This window comes from Selenomonas sp. KH1T6 (assembly GCF_900108415.1).
Taxonomy (GTDB): domain Bacteria; phylum Bacillota; class Negativicutes; order Selenomonadales; family Selenomonadaceae; genus Selenomonas_B; species Selenomonas_B ruminantium_A.
On record NZ_FNWN01000047.1, the window covers coordinates 1 to 16,365 of the forward strand.

The window sequence follows — 16,365 nt, forward strand, 5'->3', positions numbered from 1 at the left end:
GACGGGTTGTTGGAAGAAGGGCACCATCACTCTTCCATGATGTGGTATATTCGGTTATTCGCAATAATATCCGTCATCCATGTAAATGCCTGGCGTAAGCGTGCTTGAACTCTGAAAAAATTTGTTTTTCAGAGGCTGGTTTTTCTGCGCCAATTTTCTCATACGCTTTCAAGCTATGGTATTCCAGCTTTGTGTAAAAGCATTTCCCATCACCTCAATACCAACAGCCACACATTCTCATTTAGATTACCGGGTTTTCTAATTCACATATATGTATGTGATTAACTTAGAAAATTTAAGCTACCTAACTCCCCCGAAATATCACCGTATTTAAAAAGTTCCTCTCGCAAGGCCTCAAAACACGCCCGCACACGCTTCGGCTCTGCTATTCCAAGCTGCCAGTCCATGAGCACCTCGCGAAACTGCGTAACCAGCAACTTGGCATCTATGCTGGCCATATATATATATATATCCTTTATGGATATCTCCAAATCCTTAGCAGTCTTCATCAAGCGGCTTACTTTAATGCCATCCAGGAATTCAAGAACCTCCATATCCATACGCAGTAAATTCATATTCTTAACAATTTCTACTTTCTCTCTCGCCAGCTTCCCCTCAGGAGTCAGGCTCCAAACATGTTCCCATTCACTGTAAGAAAGTTCATGCACCAAAAGCCAAAGGTTTCTCTCCGCACGCAACCTCTCTGCCCCTGGCATTAATTTTTGACAGGCATCCATCAATTCCCCACGCGACGTCAGACAAAAAACGCAGCCGGATGGTCGTAAAACTGGAAGCAACCTGCCTATCATGTCCGATGATATTCCTCCCCCCATATCATCAAAGAAAACAGCTTCCGCCTGCCTGCACCCCATCTGAAGCCCCTTCATTTCCAATGGAACATGAAGTATATTCTCCGCATCCGGAGTGCCTGCTCCTTCGCTTATGCTGCAAAGCAGGTTATCGGCATGGAATGCTTTCAATATATCGGCCGCCGCCAAATTAAAAGCATCCTCCAATCGGCCTCCCACTCTCAACACCTTTATCGCACGAGGTTTCTTCAATAATTCACGAATTAACATAAGCAGTACGTGAATGCTGCCAAGCTGCCCTTTTGCCTTAAATGGTTCAAGATACTCCAGCAACGCATTTATAAATGGCTTCTCATTTCTCGTCATCCCATAGGAAGCATCCTTATTCTGCATCATGCTTACAGCACTATGATTCCCATAAATCTCCCTGACATTCAGTAGTACACGCTGTCTGCCATCATCGTCCCCATAAACAAACCGTTCGCCGTCAAAGACAATCATACTCATAACTAACGCCCCCTGCCATATTTCTTCGGCGGTTCATCAAAAAGCAAACAATAAAGCCTGGCCGCAATCTTAAGAAAATCGTAATTTTCCCAGCAGTAATCCACCGCTCTTCGACCTCTTTTCAGTAACAGCTGCTCATCTCTACACACCCGTTGCAAGATAGCCGCCAGTGGCTTCACACCTCCTACGGGGAAAATTTCTCCGCAAGCGCCATTGTCCACCACATCCCATGATCCGTCAATATCCGAAGTAACCATGCAGCATCCTCCATGCAGTGCCTCGGCAACAACATTTGGAGTGCCGCCTTCAAACACCGAGGAAAGAACAAAAACCTTCGCCTTGCGATACTCTGCCATAAGTTCCCTCTTATCCTGTACAGCCCCCGGAAACTCCACTCTGCCCTGCAAATGCGGATATTTTTCAAAATATTTTTTGATATATTTCCTAAACTCAGCGGCAATCCCCCCAACCAAACGAAGCCGCCAATCCGGAATCTCTCCAGCGATTTGAGCAAACGCTTCCAACAACGTTTCATTACTCTTTTGCCACGAGCCAATACGCCCTACTGTAAGGATGATATTCTCCTTAATATCAAAATCCACCGCCAAATCTTCACCTGTAAAGTCATAGAATCCATTGGGCAGATAATATATGTTGCAGGGCCACTTGGCAGACATATACTGTTGCATACGACGGCAACTTACCCCCACCACATCGCATAGAGAAAGATACTTCTGAAACTCCGAGGCACCTGAAGGCATCCTGTCTATCCACAAACCATTGGGATCTGTCTCCAAATATACCTTCCCATCGGGGCGTAGTTCCTTATACCGCTTCAGAAGCTCATAATAAAACGGATACGCCCCGTGCATGACAAACACGTCCATATCTTCCGCATGTTCCTCTATGTAGTGAATAAAATGCACCTGCTCCGTGGTTCCCAAACGGTCAAGCTCCAGACCTTTCACATATGTCTCCAACGAAGGAAAAGGCCCCCCTTGCCCCGTCACCATTACTGAATGAAAACCATACTCCTTGTAAAAAATGTACGGCATCACTCCCACATTCTTCGTTAGCTGCTGGTCATAGAAATTTAAATCTGAAGCAAAGCAATACATACCGCACTCTCTCTTATGCAATCAGAATACCTCCCAGACCTCTTTTCATCTAAAATCGCCATAATAAAATGATACTGTGCATGCCTTTATTTATAGCATCATCTTTTCTGATAATGCTATACGTAGCAGCCCCCGCCCTAGCGCCGTGCCTAACAAAAACTGCCTATCAATATTTTCCCTTTCACATAACTCATTCCTTGGTTACAGTAAAGGATTACTCAATATATCAAAATCCACCTTCCATCTCGACTGTTTTTACATCACTACACTTTTTCGCCTCTTATATACAATCCTACACAGCCCGCTGTATCAGCAAGGGCTTGCCCATCATTCTGTACAAAGTCACCACGCTAGACCAATCGCCATAATACATATCGCTGAGGATCATAGAGCGGTACATATTGCTGGTATCATCATAGATGCCCCATTTCTCTGTGCGGAACTCTGCCACCAACCTGTCATACCTTGCCACACCCTCAGGATAAGACTTCAGCATGGATTCACGGTAGAGGGGATGCGGACGCCAGATAAAGGCCACCTGCTCCTGCCTTAGCTTAAAGGTATTAAGCACCCTCTCTATCTTGTTCAGCATCTTTTCTTTTTTATTAAAAAAAGTCTGTACACTGATGTTGTAGAAAACTGTAGGCTTTTTCTGCTGCCGGTCATCAAAAAGCACGCTTTTCCATGCTTCGGGAATCTCTTTGTCTTCAGGCGCGGGAAATCTTACTCTGTCTAATTTAGGGGAGCCCAAAGATACGAACTTGCCCTGACCGGGCTCCATCCGCTCCCAGCAGTTATTGTCCATGCCAAACTTCTTATAGACTGCCAAATACTGTTCCCTGATACGGTCGTTTTCCATGGGGATAAGGTCGGCATGGTCAAGTCCCGCCGACATAAGACGGTCTTTGGGCACCCAGTTGTTGAAGGATACGAAATAGGGCACATATACCAGCGTGCGCACAAAGGGCCGCATAAATCGCAAAAAGAATTGTGGCTGAATCATGGACACCACGTTGAAATCATCATAGGGATTGTGGCAAAAGACAATATCCGGCTTTATCCGCCGGTAGTCGTAATGCTGCCAGGGCGTAAGCACGATGCCTTTGGGGAACTTGCTGCTTTCATCGTGCTGCACAACAGGCTGCCCCTTGTCATCCCGCTCATACCAAGGTACCACGATGGTGTGTACCTCAGCCCCGGCATCCTTCATTGCTTCGGCATGGATGGTAGCCAGGGCATCCCACATGTCGGCGCTGTAGGCCACAAAAGCAATGCGCCGCTTCCTGCCAAGAGGCTCGGTTTCCCCGGCCTTAGCCCGCTTCTCTTCGTCCAAATTTACGGCTGCCTGATATATTCTGGCCCCATCCGGGACCTGAGCCGGCTGAGCCTTGACAACAGCTCCCAGTTTCAGCCTGTCCAGAGCATCTGTCAGGCCAAAATCTTTATTTTCCACCTGGGTGTGGTCAGGCTTTGCCAGCCAGGCTTTCATGATTTCGTTTTTATCCACTGCTATCTAAACCTCACTCAATAAGCAAATCCCTGAACTTGGTGAATTCCTTCTGGAAGAACAGCTTGATGGTATCCACGGGACCGTTGCGGTGCTTGGCGATGATGACTTCCGTGATGTTCTTAGCTTCCGTGTCCTTGTCGTAGTAATCCTCACGGTAGAGGAACATGACTATATCCGCATCCTGCTCCAGGGAGCCCGATTCGCGCAGGTCGGAGAGCATGGGACGCTTTACCTGGCGGCTTTCCACGGAACGGGAAAGCTGGGACAGGGCTATGACGGGGACATTAAGCTCTCTGGCTAAGGCCTTTAGGGAGCGGGAAATCTCGGAGATTTCCTGCTGGCGGTTGTCGCTGTTCTTGGAAGCCCGGCCCTGCATGAGCTGCAGGTAGTCGATGAAGATGACGGAAAGGCCGTGCTCCGCCTTCAGACGGCGGGCCTTTGAGCGCATTTCCATCACCGTGATGCCTGCGGTATCGTCGATGTAGATGGGGGCACTGTTCAGCCGGTTGGCAGTTTCCACCAGCCGCGTCCACTCGTCATCGTCCAACTGGCCCGTGCGCAGTCTTTGGGCATCAATGCCGCCCTCAGAGCAGAGCATGCGCTGCATCAGCTGCTCTTTGCTCATTTCCAGAGAAAAGAAAGCCACGGTACCCAGATTGTGCAGGCCGATATAACTGGCCATATTCAGGGTGAAGGCAGTCTTACCCATAGAAGGACGGGCCGCCACCAGCACCAGGTCCGAGGGCTGAAGGCCGCTGGTAATATGGTCCAGATCCTTGAAGCCTGTGGAAATGCCCGTGATATTCCCTTTGGAATCATAAAGGTCATTGATGCGCTCAAAGGTGCGGAGCAGGATGGCCTTCATGGGCTCGAAGCCATCGGTGCTCTGCCCCGCCGCCACGGCCAGGATGCGCTTTTCCGCTTCGTCCATGATGTTGGCCACTTCGTCCGTGTCCTCATAAGCCGCCGCCGCAATGGCCGTAGCCGCATCAATGAGGCGGCGCAGTTCCGCCTTTTCCTTGACGATCTTGGCATGATAGGAAATATTGGCCGCCGTGGGCACGGTGTTGGCAATATCCGTGACAAAACGCACGCCTCCCACCCTCTCCAACTGCTCCTCCTTGCGGAGTTCCTCGGTGAGGGTGACGATATCCACGGCCTCCTCATTATCCGTCAGCTTCAGCATGGCCTCATAGGCCACCTTATGCGCTTCCCGATAAAAATCCTCAGGCCGCAGGATTTCCTGCACCTCGATGATAGCATCCTTCTTGATGAGCATAGCCCCCAAAACAGCCTTCTCAGCCTCGATGTTTTGAGGCGGCATGCGATTCTCTGCCATTTGCTCCTCCTTACTTTAGTCATACTAAGGCGTTCGGGACACAGGTATAGCAACGCTTCACTTGAAATTTTACCATGGAATCTAAGCTCCCGCTACGCCTTCGGCTTGCGCTCGCTAAGATTCATGGTAAAATTTCACACGTTCCGCTTATGCTATACCTGTGCCCCTCACTCACAATCAATCCCTCGTACTTCCGAACCCCGGCGCCCATGGATGGGCGCTCCCGCGGCCGTTAGATTTTAGGAAGAAATGTAAGGCCGCAGTTTCTTTTTGCTACTTTTTCTTTGCACCAAAGAAAAAGTAGGCCGCAGGCAATGGGCAGGCTACTCTTCAGCCGCAAAAATCAACTCGAAAGCTTCCTCCGCCGTTTCCACAGGATGAATAGAGAGCCCGAGATGCTCCTCGGGAATATCCTTGGCATTCTCCTTAGGAATCACCATAGTCTTGATTCCCGCCTGCTTGGCCCCATAAGCCTTCTCGAAAACTCCCCCCACAGGCCGCACCCGGCCTGCCAGGGAAATCTCCCCTGTCACCGCCACATCCTGGCGGATCTTCTTCCCGGTGACAGCGCTGACCAAGACAGCCAAGATGGCCGTACCTGCCGAGGGCCCGTCGATATTGCCGCCCCCGATGACATTGATATGCACATCGTAATCATGCAGATCCTCACCGGTGACTTTGCGCAGGACGGACGCCGCATTGAACACAGAATCCTTGGCCATGCTGCCTGCGGTCTCATTGAACCGCACCGTTCCTTTGCCCTTTTCATGGGCAGGGAAGGCCACGGCCTCTATCTCAATGACGGAGCCCAAGAAACCAGACACGCCCAATCCGAAGATATGTCCCTTGACGGCCTTGTCAGAGGCCTTTTTCGTGACAAACTGGTAAAGGCGGCTCACCTGGGCCACCTCGTAAATATCTTCCTTGGAGATGGTGACAGGCTCTCCCTTGGCTGCTCCTGTGCGTTCCAGCGCCAGGCTATAAGCATCTGCCAGGATGTTGATAGCCTTGCGACCCTCAATGGTGTACTCGGAAATAAGGGCAGCCAGTTCTTCCGGCAGCTCTGCTCCCAGCTTTTTGGCTGCATTCTGCACGATCTGCACGATGTGCTTCGGCGTCAGAGGCTCGAAGTAAATCTCCGCACAGCGGGAGCGCAGGGCGGGATTGATATGGGCCGCATCCCGGGTGGTGGCGCCAATCAGCACGAAATCCGCCGGTGCCCCCTCTTCAAACAGCTTGCGTATATATGGCGGCACATGGGGATCTTCCGGGTCATAATAAGCCGACTCGAAGAAGGCCCGCTTGTCCTCCAGCACCTTCAGCAGCTTGTTCTGGAGCATTTCGTCCATCTCACCGATTTCGTCGATGAAGAGTATGCCGCCGTGGGCATCTGTGACCAGCCCCGGCTTCGGCTCCGGCACACCCGCGTCAGCCAGGGTCTTGGAAGCGCCCTGATAGATGGGGTCATGGACAGAGCCCAACAGAGGGTTGGTTATATCCCTGGGGTCCCACCTGAGGGTGGTGCCGTCTGTTTCCACGAAGGGGGCCTCCTCATTGAAGGGAGAGCTCTCCTTCTTCTTGGCAGCCTCCAGCACCAGCCGGGCCGCCGTGGTCTTGCCTACACCAGGAGGGCCATAGAGGATCAGATGCTGGGGATAGGGGGAGCTGAGTTTCGCCATCAGGGATTTCACGGCCCTTTCCTGTCCCACGATTTCCCCAAAAGACTGGGGACGCAGCAGCTCCATCACCGACTGGGTCAGATGCACCTGCTCCAGCTTCTCCAGTTCCTCCCGCTTGGCCTTGTCATGAGGACTTTCAATGCCCGGCTTTTCCTCCTTGATGACCTGGCGACGGATATCCTCCACATAGTCAGCATGGTCCTGCTCCAGCTTCTCGGAGACTTTCTTCTCAATCTTGTCCTCCACGCTCTTGCGGGCCACCATGTCAGCCACCCGTTCTTCCAGCATGGTGAGGACTCTGCCTATATCCTTGCCTCTGGGAGCAGGGCCTGCCAGGGGATTCTGCTCCAGAATGCGCTGAAGGGCCAGCACCCTGTCTCCAGGCTCATCAGAGCGCATGAGCTGCAGGGCATCCATCTTCCCTGCCTGCACCACCAGCCGTTCCGTGGTCCAAAGGTCCACCAGCAGGGCATAGACGGCATTTATTTCCCGGTCAAGGTCCGTAAGCGCGGGAAAAGCCGGTGCGTCAGCCTGACTTTCCTGCTGCTGCCCACCGGCGAATTTCTTGAAGATATTATCAAAAAAACTCATCTTGCTTACTCTGCCACGATGTTTACCTTGACGGTGCTGGTGATGGCAGGATGGACCTTGATGACTGCCTCATAAACACCGGTACCCGTGATATTATCCTTGATGGAGATTTTCTTCTTGTCAATGTCGATGTTCTGCTTCTTGAGGGCATCAGAAACATCCTTGCCAGTGACGCTGCCGAAGAGCTTGCCTCCTTCGCCAATGCGCACGGGGATAGTGACCTCAACCTTTTCCAGCTGGGAAGCCATCAGTTTTGCTTCATCGGTAGCCATAGCCTCCTTGCGGGCCTTGGAGCCGGCCTGCTGCTTGGCCACGTTCATGCTCTGGGCAGTAGCCAGCACTGCCAGCTTGCGGGGCAACAGGAAATTGCGGCCGTAGCCTTCCTGCACCTCCACGATTTCACCCTTTTTGCCCAGTTTCTTTACGTCCTGACTCAGTATTACTTTCATTGGAATCATACTCCTTTATGTAATCTTGACTTACATCCACTACTCGCTCCAGGATTTCATCCAGGCTGGAATTCTTCACCTGGGCTCCGGCCACATTCTGGTGGCCGCCGCCGCCGAAGAACTCCATGATGACCTGCACATTGAGCTCTCCCGTAGAGCGGGCGGAAAGGCCCACGGTGTTCTCGTCCAGCTGGAACACCACGATGCTCATGCGCACCCCCTCCACCCGCAGGAAGGAATCTGCCGCCTGGGCGGCGATGACCTGCCCGTTCTGGCAGAGCTTGGGGTTCGAGCTGACGATAAAGCCCCCGGGATAGAGCTTGGAACGTGCCTTGACCTCCGCCAGGGCCACGGTAGTCTCGTAGTCCGTGCGGAAGAGGTGCCGCACCATGACGGGGTCAGCCCCGCTGCGGCGCAGGTAGGCCGCCGCATCAAAGGTGCGTACGCCTGTCTGCACGGCAAAATTCTTGGTGTCCACCACAATGCCAGAATAAAGGGCCGTGGCATCCAGCCTTGAGAGCATCAGATTGTCCTCAAAGTACATCAAGAGCTCCGTCACCAGCTCGGAAGTGGAGCTGGAAGCAGGCTCGATATAGACCAGCAGAGGGTTCTTGATAAAGTGCTCGCTGCGGCGGTGATGGTCTATGACCACCACCTGGTTGGTCTTTTCCAGCAGTTCCGGACAGGCCGCCAGATGGGGAATGTGGGTGTCCACCACAATCACCAGGGGATTCAGGGACACGACACCCCCCAGATCCTCTGCCCGCACAAAGAGATTCTCGTACTCCTCCTTGCCATGCAGGAGGTCAGCGAACTTATCTATGCCGTCATTCATATCAGACAGCACGATATGCACTTTTTTCTCCAGCTGACGCGCCATCTTGGCCACGCCCATGGCAGCGCCGAAGCAGTCGAAATCCTCGTTATGGTGGCCCATGACGTAGATTTCCTCGGCTCCTTCCATGATTTCCCTGAGAGCATGGGCTACCACCCGGGCCTTGACCCTGGTATGCTTCTCCACCGCCTTGGCCCGGCCGCCGAAGAACTGGGTCTTGCCGCCGATATTCACGGCCACCTGGTCGCCGCCGCGGCCCAGCGCCAGGTCAAGTCCGGCCTGGGACTGGGCCCCCAGCTCACCCATGCTCTGGCTGTCAGCCACGGCAATGCCCATGGACAGAGTCACCGGCAGGCGGTTGGTATTGGTGAGCTGGCGCACCTTGTCCAGCACCTCGAACTTTTCTCCCATGGCCATGTCCAGGCCCTCGCGCTCCAGAAGCACTATGTAGCGATCCTCCGCCACACGGCGCATGAAGCCTCCGTGAGCCTTGGTCCAGTTGTCCAGCTGCTGGTTCACCGCCAGCAGCAGCGCCGTGCGCTCCGCTTCCGTCTGCCGCTGCACAACCTCATCATAGTTATCGATCTGGATAAAGCACAGCACCGTACGGCTGCGCATGTACTCATTGCGCAGATGCTCAAAGCCCGACACATCCTGCACGTAGAAAGCCATCAAGGGCTGTTCCCCCGTCAGGGACTTGATGGGCTCATGGAACACCTGGAAGTACCTGTCCTCATGCATGAAGACATACTCGCCCTCGGTGCCCCAGACAGGCCCCACAATGAGGCCCGGCCAGATATCGGCCATGTCCGTGTCCTGCTCCACAGGGGAACCTGTCAGCTCCTGCACCCGGGAATTGGTCCACTGGACCCGGCCTTCTTCATTGAGAATGATGATGGCCTGCGGCAGTCCCTCCACCGCATAATTCAGCATAGCTCCCAAGTTGCGGAGCACATTCTTGAAGTAGATCTCAAAACGGCGGGAACGATCAGCACAGCGCTCCCTGGCAAAGGAAGCCAGGCACAGCCACAGCACTGCCGCTCCGGCAGCCAGATATTCATTGTAAAAGTAAAGCACTGAAACCAGCGCCAGCATTACCACCAGATGCACCGTCAGGTCCATCCAAGCCGACAGATTGCGCGGCATAACCATCACCTCCCAGGGGATTACTCCCCGTTATGACGCCTAAACTTGCGGCGGTAATCAAACACCATGTCAAACAGCCCCGTAAAGGCCAGGATCTGGGCAAAGAGGCCATTGAGGAGAATAAGCAGGTAAAAGAGCCACCGCCAGAAGCCCGTGACCTTGAACTTGTTCATCACCGTAGCCACAAGAGCCAGCCCTTGGATCAATCCCGCGAAAAGGGCCAGCATATCAGCATTGAGAGCCAGCTGGTAAAGCCATTCAATCTGCCGGGTGCCGCCCCAGTACAGCCCCACCATGGCAAAGCCAAAAAGATAGGCAAAGGCCTTGGGCAGCCGCCAGTCTGCAAAAGGAGGTAGCTGAGGCACCTCATGGCCCAGCCGTGCCAGAATGCGCCCCCCGAAGAAAAACGCCACCCCGGCATCCAAAAGCCCCAGCACCACAATCAGCAGCGGCCCCAGCCGGGACATCAGCTGCAGCCCTGTGGCGATCTGGGCCCGCCCCGCCTCTATCTCCTCGGCAGGCATGCCAGCCTGTTCGTAGAGGGCGAAGCTGGCTTCAAAGAAACTCTTGAGACCGTCCATGAGCATGGCGAAGGGATTGTTGCCAAAGATGGCAAAGATCAGCCCCAGCACCACCAGTTCTCCCAGGATGGCTGCCAGAAAGGCCAGAGTGAAGAGTCTTATCCCGTTGTATCCCTTCCTGTAGCCGTATCCCAGCACCAGCCCCAAAGGCCCGTAGGCCATCACCAGCCGCAGGGCGATGAGGGGCTCTATGAGCATGGCCAGAGCCGCCCCCGCCACCAGCATGGCCATAATCCCCTGGCGCATGCCGTGCCGGAGCACCAGCACTGCCAGAGGCAGGGGCCAGAGCAGGGCGATGAAAGGCCCCGCCAGGGGCACGTAGACGGAAGCTATGGCAATAACCACCGTCAAAGCCGCCAGCAGCCCCCCCTCTTTCAGGGGAGTTATTCTATGCGAATCCATAAATTTCTCCTTTCAGAAGCCCGCGGACCCCCCGCCGCTTCTCAAACGTATCTAACATTATAACAAAAAACACTGCCCTTGTCTTGAGAGCAGGTACTAGGTAGAAACAGACAGCAAAATCCCTTCTGGGCAAACGAAAAAGCGCCGCTTACGCGACGCTCTGATTTCAGGTGGTGGGCAGGGATGGATTCGAACCATCGTAGCCGTGAGGCGACGGATTTACAGTCCGTTCCCTTTAACCACTCGGGCACCTACCCACAATGGTGACCCAGGAGGGACTCGAACCCCCGACCCTTTGATTCGTAGTCAAATACTCTAATCCAGCTGAGCTACTGAGTCATTTTGTGGCGATATTAAATTATTTTGGTGGGCCCACTTGGACTCGAACCAAGGACCGACCGGTTATGAGCCGGTTGCTCTAACCAACTGAGCTATAGGCCCTTTCCTTTGCCGCTCGCCAGCGACAGATATTATATTAGCACAGGTGCCACACCCCGTCAACCCCTATTTTGATATTTTTTATAAAAAAGTTTTGCGAGGGCTGACCATGGCGTGTTAATTAAATGAACCTGGGCGGAGCGAATAAATCAGCACGCCCCAAAATAGAAAAGCCGGCGCATCTGCACCGGCTGTGATTTCAATGGAGCGGAAAACGAGGCTCGAACTCGCGACCCCCACCTTGGCAAGGTGGTGCTCTACCACTGAGCTATTTCCGCAATATGGAGCGGAAAACGAGGCTCGAACTCGCGACCCCCACCTTGGCAAGGTGGTGCTCTACCACTGAGCTATTTCCGCAATATGGAGCGGAAAACGAGGCTCGAACTCGCGACCCCCACCTTGGCAAGGTGGTGCTCTACCACTGAGCTATTTCCGCACTCATCTGTCTGGCAAGCTGTCTTGCGCCGACTGACAAAGAATATTTTACTCATATAGGCACCGCCTGTCAAGGCTTTTTTATATTTTTTTCAAGAAATATTTCAGAAGGCCTCTCCCAGCTCCTGTTTGAGCACTTCCTTAGCCTTCTCCAGCTGGCTGTCCACACCGCCTTCAGTAGAAAGCACCGCCTCCACATCCGGCGTAATGCCTGTGCCGTCAATGCTGCGTCCGGAAGGTGTATAGTACTTGGCTACCGTGAGCTTGATGCCGTCATCATTCATAAGGGGAACCACGATCTGCACGGAGCCCTTGCCGTAGGACTGGACTCCTACCACCTTGCCCGCCCCGGTGTCCTGCAGGGCGCCAGCCAGGATTTCCGAGGCGCTGGCGCTGCCGCCGTCCATGAGCACCACCACGGGCATATACGGCTCCTCCAGGTCGGAATCATACTCCTCCCTGGCACCGCTCTTTTCCACTACGGACACAATATTGCCCTTGGGCACCACTTCCCGGGCCACTTCCACGCAACTGGTGATAAGGCCGCCGGGGTTCTGCCTGAGGTCAATGATAAGCCCCCTGGTGCCCTCGTCCTTGAGCTTTTTCAGCTCCTCCTTGAATTCCTTGCCCGTATTCTCTGCAAAGGAGGCAATGCGGATATAGCCCAGATCTGTGCCTTCCACCATCAGGCCCTTCACAGAGGGCACGTGAATGGTAGCGCGGGTCAGCTGGTAATCTGCATCCTCCTGGCCCTCCCGATGCACAGTCAGGGCCACCTTGGTGCCCACCTCGCCGCGGATACCCAGCACCACTTCCTCAGGCTGGAGTTCCGTGACAGGGGTGCCATCCACCGCCATGATCTCATCACCCGCCAGCAGGCCTGCCTCCTCACCGGGAGTTCCCTCCAATACGGAAACGATGGTCACCTTGCTGTCCTTGAACCCCATGGTGACACCAATGCCCCCGAAGGAACCCTCCGTATGCTGCATGAGCTGGGTGTACATCTTCTTGTCCATGTAGATGGAGTGTGGGTCACCCAAAGACTGCACCATGCCGGAGATGGCACCATCCAAAAGCTTGCTCTCGTCTGTCTCATCCACATAGCGGGTCTCGATGAACCGCATGGTGCCAAAGAACCGCACCAGGTCAAGAGCCTTGTGTTTGTCCAGCCCCAGCACGGCCATCCAGACCGCCATGGTCAGCAGGGAAGAAATCACAGCCGTGACGGCTATAACTGCTGCCAACCGCTTTTTATTCATGAAAAGACTCATAACTTTGCCTCATAATATTACAAGAAAGAATAGGGACTGATGGGCTCGCCCCCCTGACGCACCTCAAAATGGCAGTGAGGACCGGTAGAGTTGCCAGTAGAGCCGCAGTATGCCACAGTCTCCCCCCGGGAAACCTGCTGACCCACTCCCACCGCCAACGACTGGCAATGGCCATAGAGGGTGGAAATGCCGCCCCCGTGGCTGATGATCACCGCATTGCCGTAGCCGGAAATCCAACCGGCGTACTCCACGGTGCCACCCTGGGCCGCCGCAATGGGCTGGCCGTAATCGCCGCCGATGTCCACGCCGCTGTGGAATTTCTGTGTGCCGGTGATGGGGTGGACACGCCAGCCAAACTCCGAGGTCACAGGCCCCGCCATGGGCCAGAGCATGGCACCGCTGCCGCCCCCCACCGCCGCAGGTGCGGCGCTTGCGTAGCTGGAACGGCGCAGCATCTCCTCCACCTGCTTGGAAGCTGCCATGAGTTCATCGTACTGGGCATCAATGACTGCCTTGTCATTCTTCATGCGATCCAGGAGAGCCTTGCGCTTGGCTACCTTGATTTCACGCTCATCGCGGGCAGCTCTTGCCTTCTCTTCCTGCTGGACCTGCACAGCCTTGTCCTTTTCCAGGCTTGACTTGGTGCGCTCGATATCTGCCTTTTCCGCCAGCACCAGCTGCACCAGGTCATAATCCTGCTTGATGACCCGCTTGAGCAGGTCCATGCGGGTCATCAGGTCGGAGAAGTCCTTGGCGCCAAAGAGCACATCCATATAGGAAATCTGGCCGTTGATGTAGATATCCCGCACCCTCTTGCCCAGCTTCTCAGTCTTATCTTCATAGTCTGCCTGGGTCTTCTTGAGCTTTTCCTCATTCTCTTCCAGGCGTGCCTCAGTGGCATCAAGCTCCGCCTTGCAGGCCTCATGCTCGGCAATGGCAGCCTCCGCTTCCTCATCCAGGATGCGCTTTTCCTCGGACAGGGATTCTATCTTGCCTGCCAGTTCCTCACTCTGCTGGCGTTTTTCCTCTGCCTGGGCATCATAGCTGGCCTTGTCATCTTCCAAAGAAGCCAGCGCCGTGGCAGACTGCACAGCCATCAGCCCCGTGAGCAGCCAGGCTCCGCTTCTGATCTTCATCTTCTCCATGCTCACACCTTCAGGAAACGCTTCAAGGAAATGGCAGAGCCGCCGGCACCGATGGCCATGCCCGCCAGGATGATGCCCACCGTGACATAGTTCATGAAAGGATACTGGGGCATCAGCGGGAAGAAGGCCAGGGTGCTGTAAATCTTGGCTGCCATGGCCGCATAGAAGCTCCTGAGAGCCAGCGCCGCCAGGAACCCGCCGAAGCACCCCATGACCACGCCCTCAATGACGAAAGGCCAGCGGATAAACCAGTCCGTGGCACCCACATATTTCATGATGGCGATTTCCTTGCGCCTTGCAAAGACCGTCAGACGGATGGTATTGGAGATAATGAACAAAGTCGCCCCCGCCAGCAGCACCATCAAGGCCAGGCCAAAAATGCGCATGAGCCGGGTGATATCAAAGAGGTGTTCCACCACATCCTGACCATACTTGGCTTCCTCTACCCCCTTGACCTGAGCTATGGCCGTGGCGGCAGTCTCCACCAGTTCCGGCTGGATCACCGTCACTTCAAAGGCATCGGGCAGGGGGTTCTTCTCCCCCAGGGCCTCAAGCAGGTATTTCTGGTCACCCAGCCGCTCGGACAGGCGGTCTTTGGCCTCATCCCGGGAAACGTATTTCACAGACTCGATGCCCTGCATATTCTCGATCTCACTCTGTATCTTCTTCCTGTCACCGGCTTCCAGCTTGTCCTCCAGATAGACGCTGATCTGCACCTGGGACTCCAGCATGCCGGCCATGCGGTTCATATTCAGCACCAGGATCAGGAACACTCCCAGCACGAAGAGGGACACCGCCACGGTACCCACGGAGGCAAAGGTCATCCAGTTATTCCGCTTCAGCGAATGGAAGACTTCCTGCAAGAAATATTCGCTGGTCCTAAGCTTCATAACCGTATACCCCCCGGGCTTCATCCCTCACAATATGTCCTCCCTCGATGGCGATGACCCGCCGCTGCATGGTGTCCACGATATGCTTGTCGTGGGTGGCCATGATCACGGTAGTACCCGCCTGATTGATCCTGTGGAAAATATCCATGATATCCCAGCTGGTCTCCGGGTCAAGATTGCCCGTAGGCTCGTCGGCAATGACGATGGTGGGCGAATTCACGATGGCGCGGGCGATGGCCACCCGCTGCTGCTCGCCGCCTGACAGCTGAGAGGGAAAACTCCTGTACTTGTCCCGGAGCCCCACCACTTCCAGCACCGCATTGACGCTCCGCTGCATGGTGCGACGGGGGGCCTCAATGACCTGCATGGCAAAGGCCACGTTCTCAAACACCGTCTTGTCCGGCAGCAGGCGGTAATCCTGGAAGATTACCCCCAGGCCGCGGCGCAGGTACGGCACTTCGCTCCTGTCCATATTCACCACATCATGGCCGTTCACCAGCAGCTCACCGCTGGTGGGCAGCTCCTCACGAAAGAGCATCTTGATGAAGGTGGACTTGCCTGCACCGCTGGCCCCCACCACGAAGACAAACTCTCCCTTCTTGATGTCCACATTCACCCCATCCAGGGCCACCACGCCGGTGTCGTAGACCTTCCTCACATTGCGCATATGTATCATCGAGGTATTTCCCTCCTTATAGTTCTCGCAAAACTCTCTGCAAGAGAGTATACCGCATTATATTTTACCACAAAGGGAAATATTCTCAAAGAAAAATCCCCTGCACCGTTGCAGTGCAGAGGACGGCGTGTTTCAAAAACAGCCATTTGATGTTTAAAAATCCTTGGAAAGAGCAAAAAACAACACCCTCCTGTGCGGCATAGAATGCCGTTACGTTTTCGCTTTTGTGTGCGAAATTTATGCAACTTGTTCCGCCATGTCTTTGTCCCAGAATCCATATTCCTCCAGCAGGTCAATGAATTCTGGCCACGGCTTGCCTGTAAGCAGTTCCAACGGGCTGTGGCCCTTTCTTGACGCAACCCTTGACCTACGGTACTTCTTCGCATTCATGCGAAGTTGAACCAGGCTATAAAAGTTCGATGAAACATGCCTCTTTATGTTCATGTAGGCACGAAGCCTGCCATTGACATTTTCGACCATGCTGCTGGCCCTCTTGATGCCGGTGACTATTTCATCATGCACTTTTTCAACATTGGCTAACTCC

General features: G+C 54.2%; 13 protein-coding genes and 6 tRNA genes. All 19 read right to left on the bottom strand.

The window, feature by feature from the left end; translation table 11 throughout:
- Nucleotides 1–281 precede the first annotated feature (281 nt).
- Nucleotides 282–1,316: a hypothetical protein gene (locus BLW59_RS15705; RefSeq protein ID WP_074698605.1), complete on the bottom strand. Its 1,035-nt coding sequence runs from the start codon at nucleotides 1,314–1,316 to the stop codon at nucleotides 282–284.
- 2 nt (nucleotides 1,317–1,318) lie between these two features.
- The gene (locus tag BLW59_RS15710; protein ID WP_074698607.1) at nucleotides 1,319–2,455 is read right to left on the bottom strand and encodes a glycosyltransferase family 4 protein; all 1,137 of its coding nucleotides are present in this window, start codon (nucleotides 2,453–2,455) and stop codon (nucleotides 1,319–1,321) included.
- 271 nt (nucleotides 2,456–2,726) lie between these two features.
- Nucleotides 2,727–3,941, bottom strand: a complete 1,215-nt coding sequence (locus tag BLW59_RS15715; protein ID WP_074698609.1) for a hypothetical protein — start codon at nucleotides 3,939–3,941, stop codon at nucleotides 2,727–2,729.
- A gap of 13 nt (nucleotides 3,942–3,954) precedes the next feature.
- The gene (dnaB, locus tag BLW59_RS15720) at nucleotides 3,955–5,283 is read right to left on the bottom strand and encodes a replicative DNA helicase (RefSeq protein WP_029546115.1); all 1,329 of its coding nucleotides are present in this window, start codon (nucleotides 5,281–5,283) and stop codon (nucleotides 3,955–3,957) included.
- A 323-nt stretch (nucleotides 5,284–5,606) separates the two neighbouring features.
- A complete protein-coding gene (lonC, locus tag BLW59_RS15725) occupies nucleotides 5,607–7,553 on the bottom strand; it encodes a Lon family ATP-dependent protease (protein WP_074698611.1) in 1,947 nt (648 codons plus the stop codon).
- Between the two features lie 5 nt (nucleotides 7,554–7,558).
- The gene (gene rplI, locus BLW59_RS15730) at nucleotides 7,559–8,002 is read right to left on the bottom strand and encodes a 50S ribosomal protein L9 (RefSeq protein ID WP_029546119.1); all 444 of its coding nucleotides are present in this window, start codon (nucleotides 8,000–8,002) and stop codon (nucleotides 7,559–7,561) included.
- Nucleotides 7,953–9,983, bottom strand: a complete 2,031-nt coding sequence (locus BLW59_RS15735; protein ID WP_074698613.1) for a DHH family phosphoesterase — start codon at nucleotides 9,981–9,983, stop codon at nucleotides 7,953–7,955. Before BLW59_RS15735 ends, rplI begins: the two co-directional genes overlap by 50 nt.
- A 20-nt stretch (nucleotides 9,984–10,003) precedes the next feature.
- Complete coding sequence (locus tag BLW59_RS15740) at nucleotides 10,004–10,966, bottom strand: YybS family protein (RefSeq protein ID WP_074698615.1); 963 nt, start codon at nucleotides 10,964–10,966, stop codon at nucleotides 10,004–10,006.
- A gap of 171 nt (nucleotides 10,967–11,137) precedes the next feature.
- A tRNA-Tyr gene (locus BLW59_RS15745) sits at nucleotides 11,138–11,223 on the bottom strand.
- A 4-nt stretch (nucleotides 11,224–11,227) separates the two neighbouring features.
- A tRNA-Arg gene (locus BLW59_RS15750) sits at nucleotides 11,228–11,305 on the bottom strand.
- A gap of 25 nt (nucleotides 11,306–11,330) precedes the next feature.
- Nucleotides 11,331–11,407, bottom strand: a tRNA-Ile gene (locus tag BLW59_RS15755).
- Nucleotides 11,408–11,607: 200 nt separating this feature from the next.
- Nucleotides 11,608–11,682: transfer RNA gene (locus BLW59_RS15760), tRNA-Gly, on the bottom strand.
- Between the two features lie 4 nt (nucleotides 11,683–11,686).
- Nucleotides 11,687–11,761, bottom strand: a tRNA-Gly gene (locus BLW59_RS15765).
- A 4-nt stretch (nucleotides 11,762–11,765) separates the two neighbouring features.
- Nucleotides 11,766–11,840 (bottom strand) — tRNA-Gly (locus BLW59_RS15770).
- A 103-nt stretch (nucleotides 11,841–11,943) separates the two neighbouring features.
- Nucleotides 11,944–13,098 (bottom strand): S41 family peptidase, encoded by a 1,155-nt coding sequence (locus tag BLW59_RS15775; protein WP_074698623.1) that lies wholly within the window; start codon nucleotides 13,096–13,098, stop codon nucleotides 11,944–11,946.
- Nucleotides 13,099–13,127: 29 nt separating this feature from the next.
- Nucleotides 13,128–14,255 (bottom strand): murein hydrolase activator EnvC family protein, encoded by a 1,128-nt coding sequence (locus tag BLW59_RS15780; protein WP_074698617.1) that lies wholly within the window; start codon nucleotides 14,253–14,255, stop codon nucleotides 13,128–13,130.
- 2 nt (nucleotides 14,256–14,257) lie between these two features.
- Nucleotides 14,258–15,145, bottom strand: a complete 888-nt coding sequence (gene ftsX / locus BLW59_RS15785) for a permease-like cell division protein FtsX (protein ID WP_074698619.1) — start codon at nucleotides 15,143–15,145, stop codon at nucleotides 14,258–14,260.
- On the bottom strand, nucleotides 15,135–15,821 hold the full coding sequence (gene ftsE / locus BLW59_RS15790) for a cell division ATP-binding protein FtsE (RefSeq protein ID WP_029546129.1): 687 nt from the start codon (nucleotides 15,819–15,821) through the stop codon (nucleotides 15,135–15,137). The genes ftsX and ftsE overlap by 11 nt, the downstream gene beginning before the upstream one ends.
- A gap of 237 nt (nucleotides 15,822–16,058) precedes the next feature.
- Nucleotides 16,059–16,365, bottom strand: a 307-nt coding sequence (locus BLW59_RS17875; RefSeq protein WP_217634645.1) for a hypothetical protein, incomplete at its 5' end; no start/stop codon positions are given.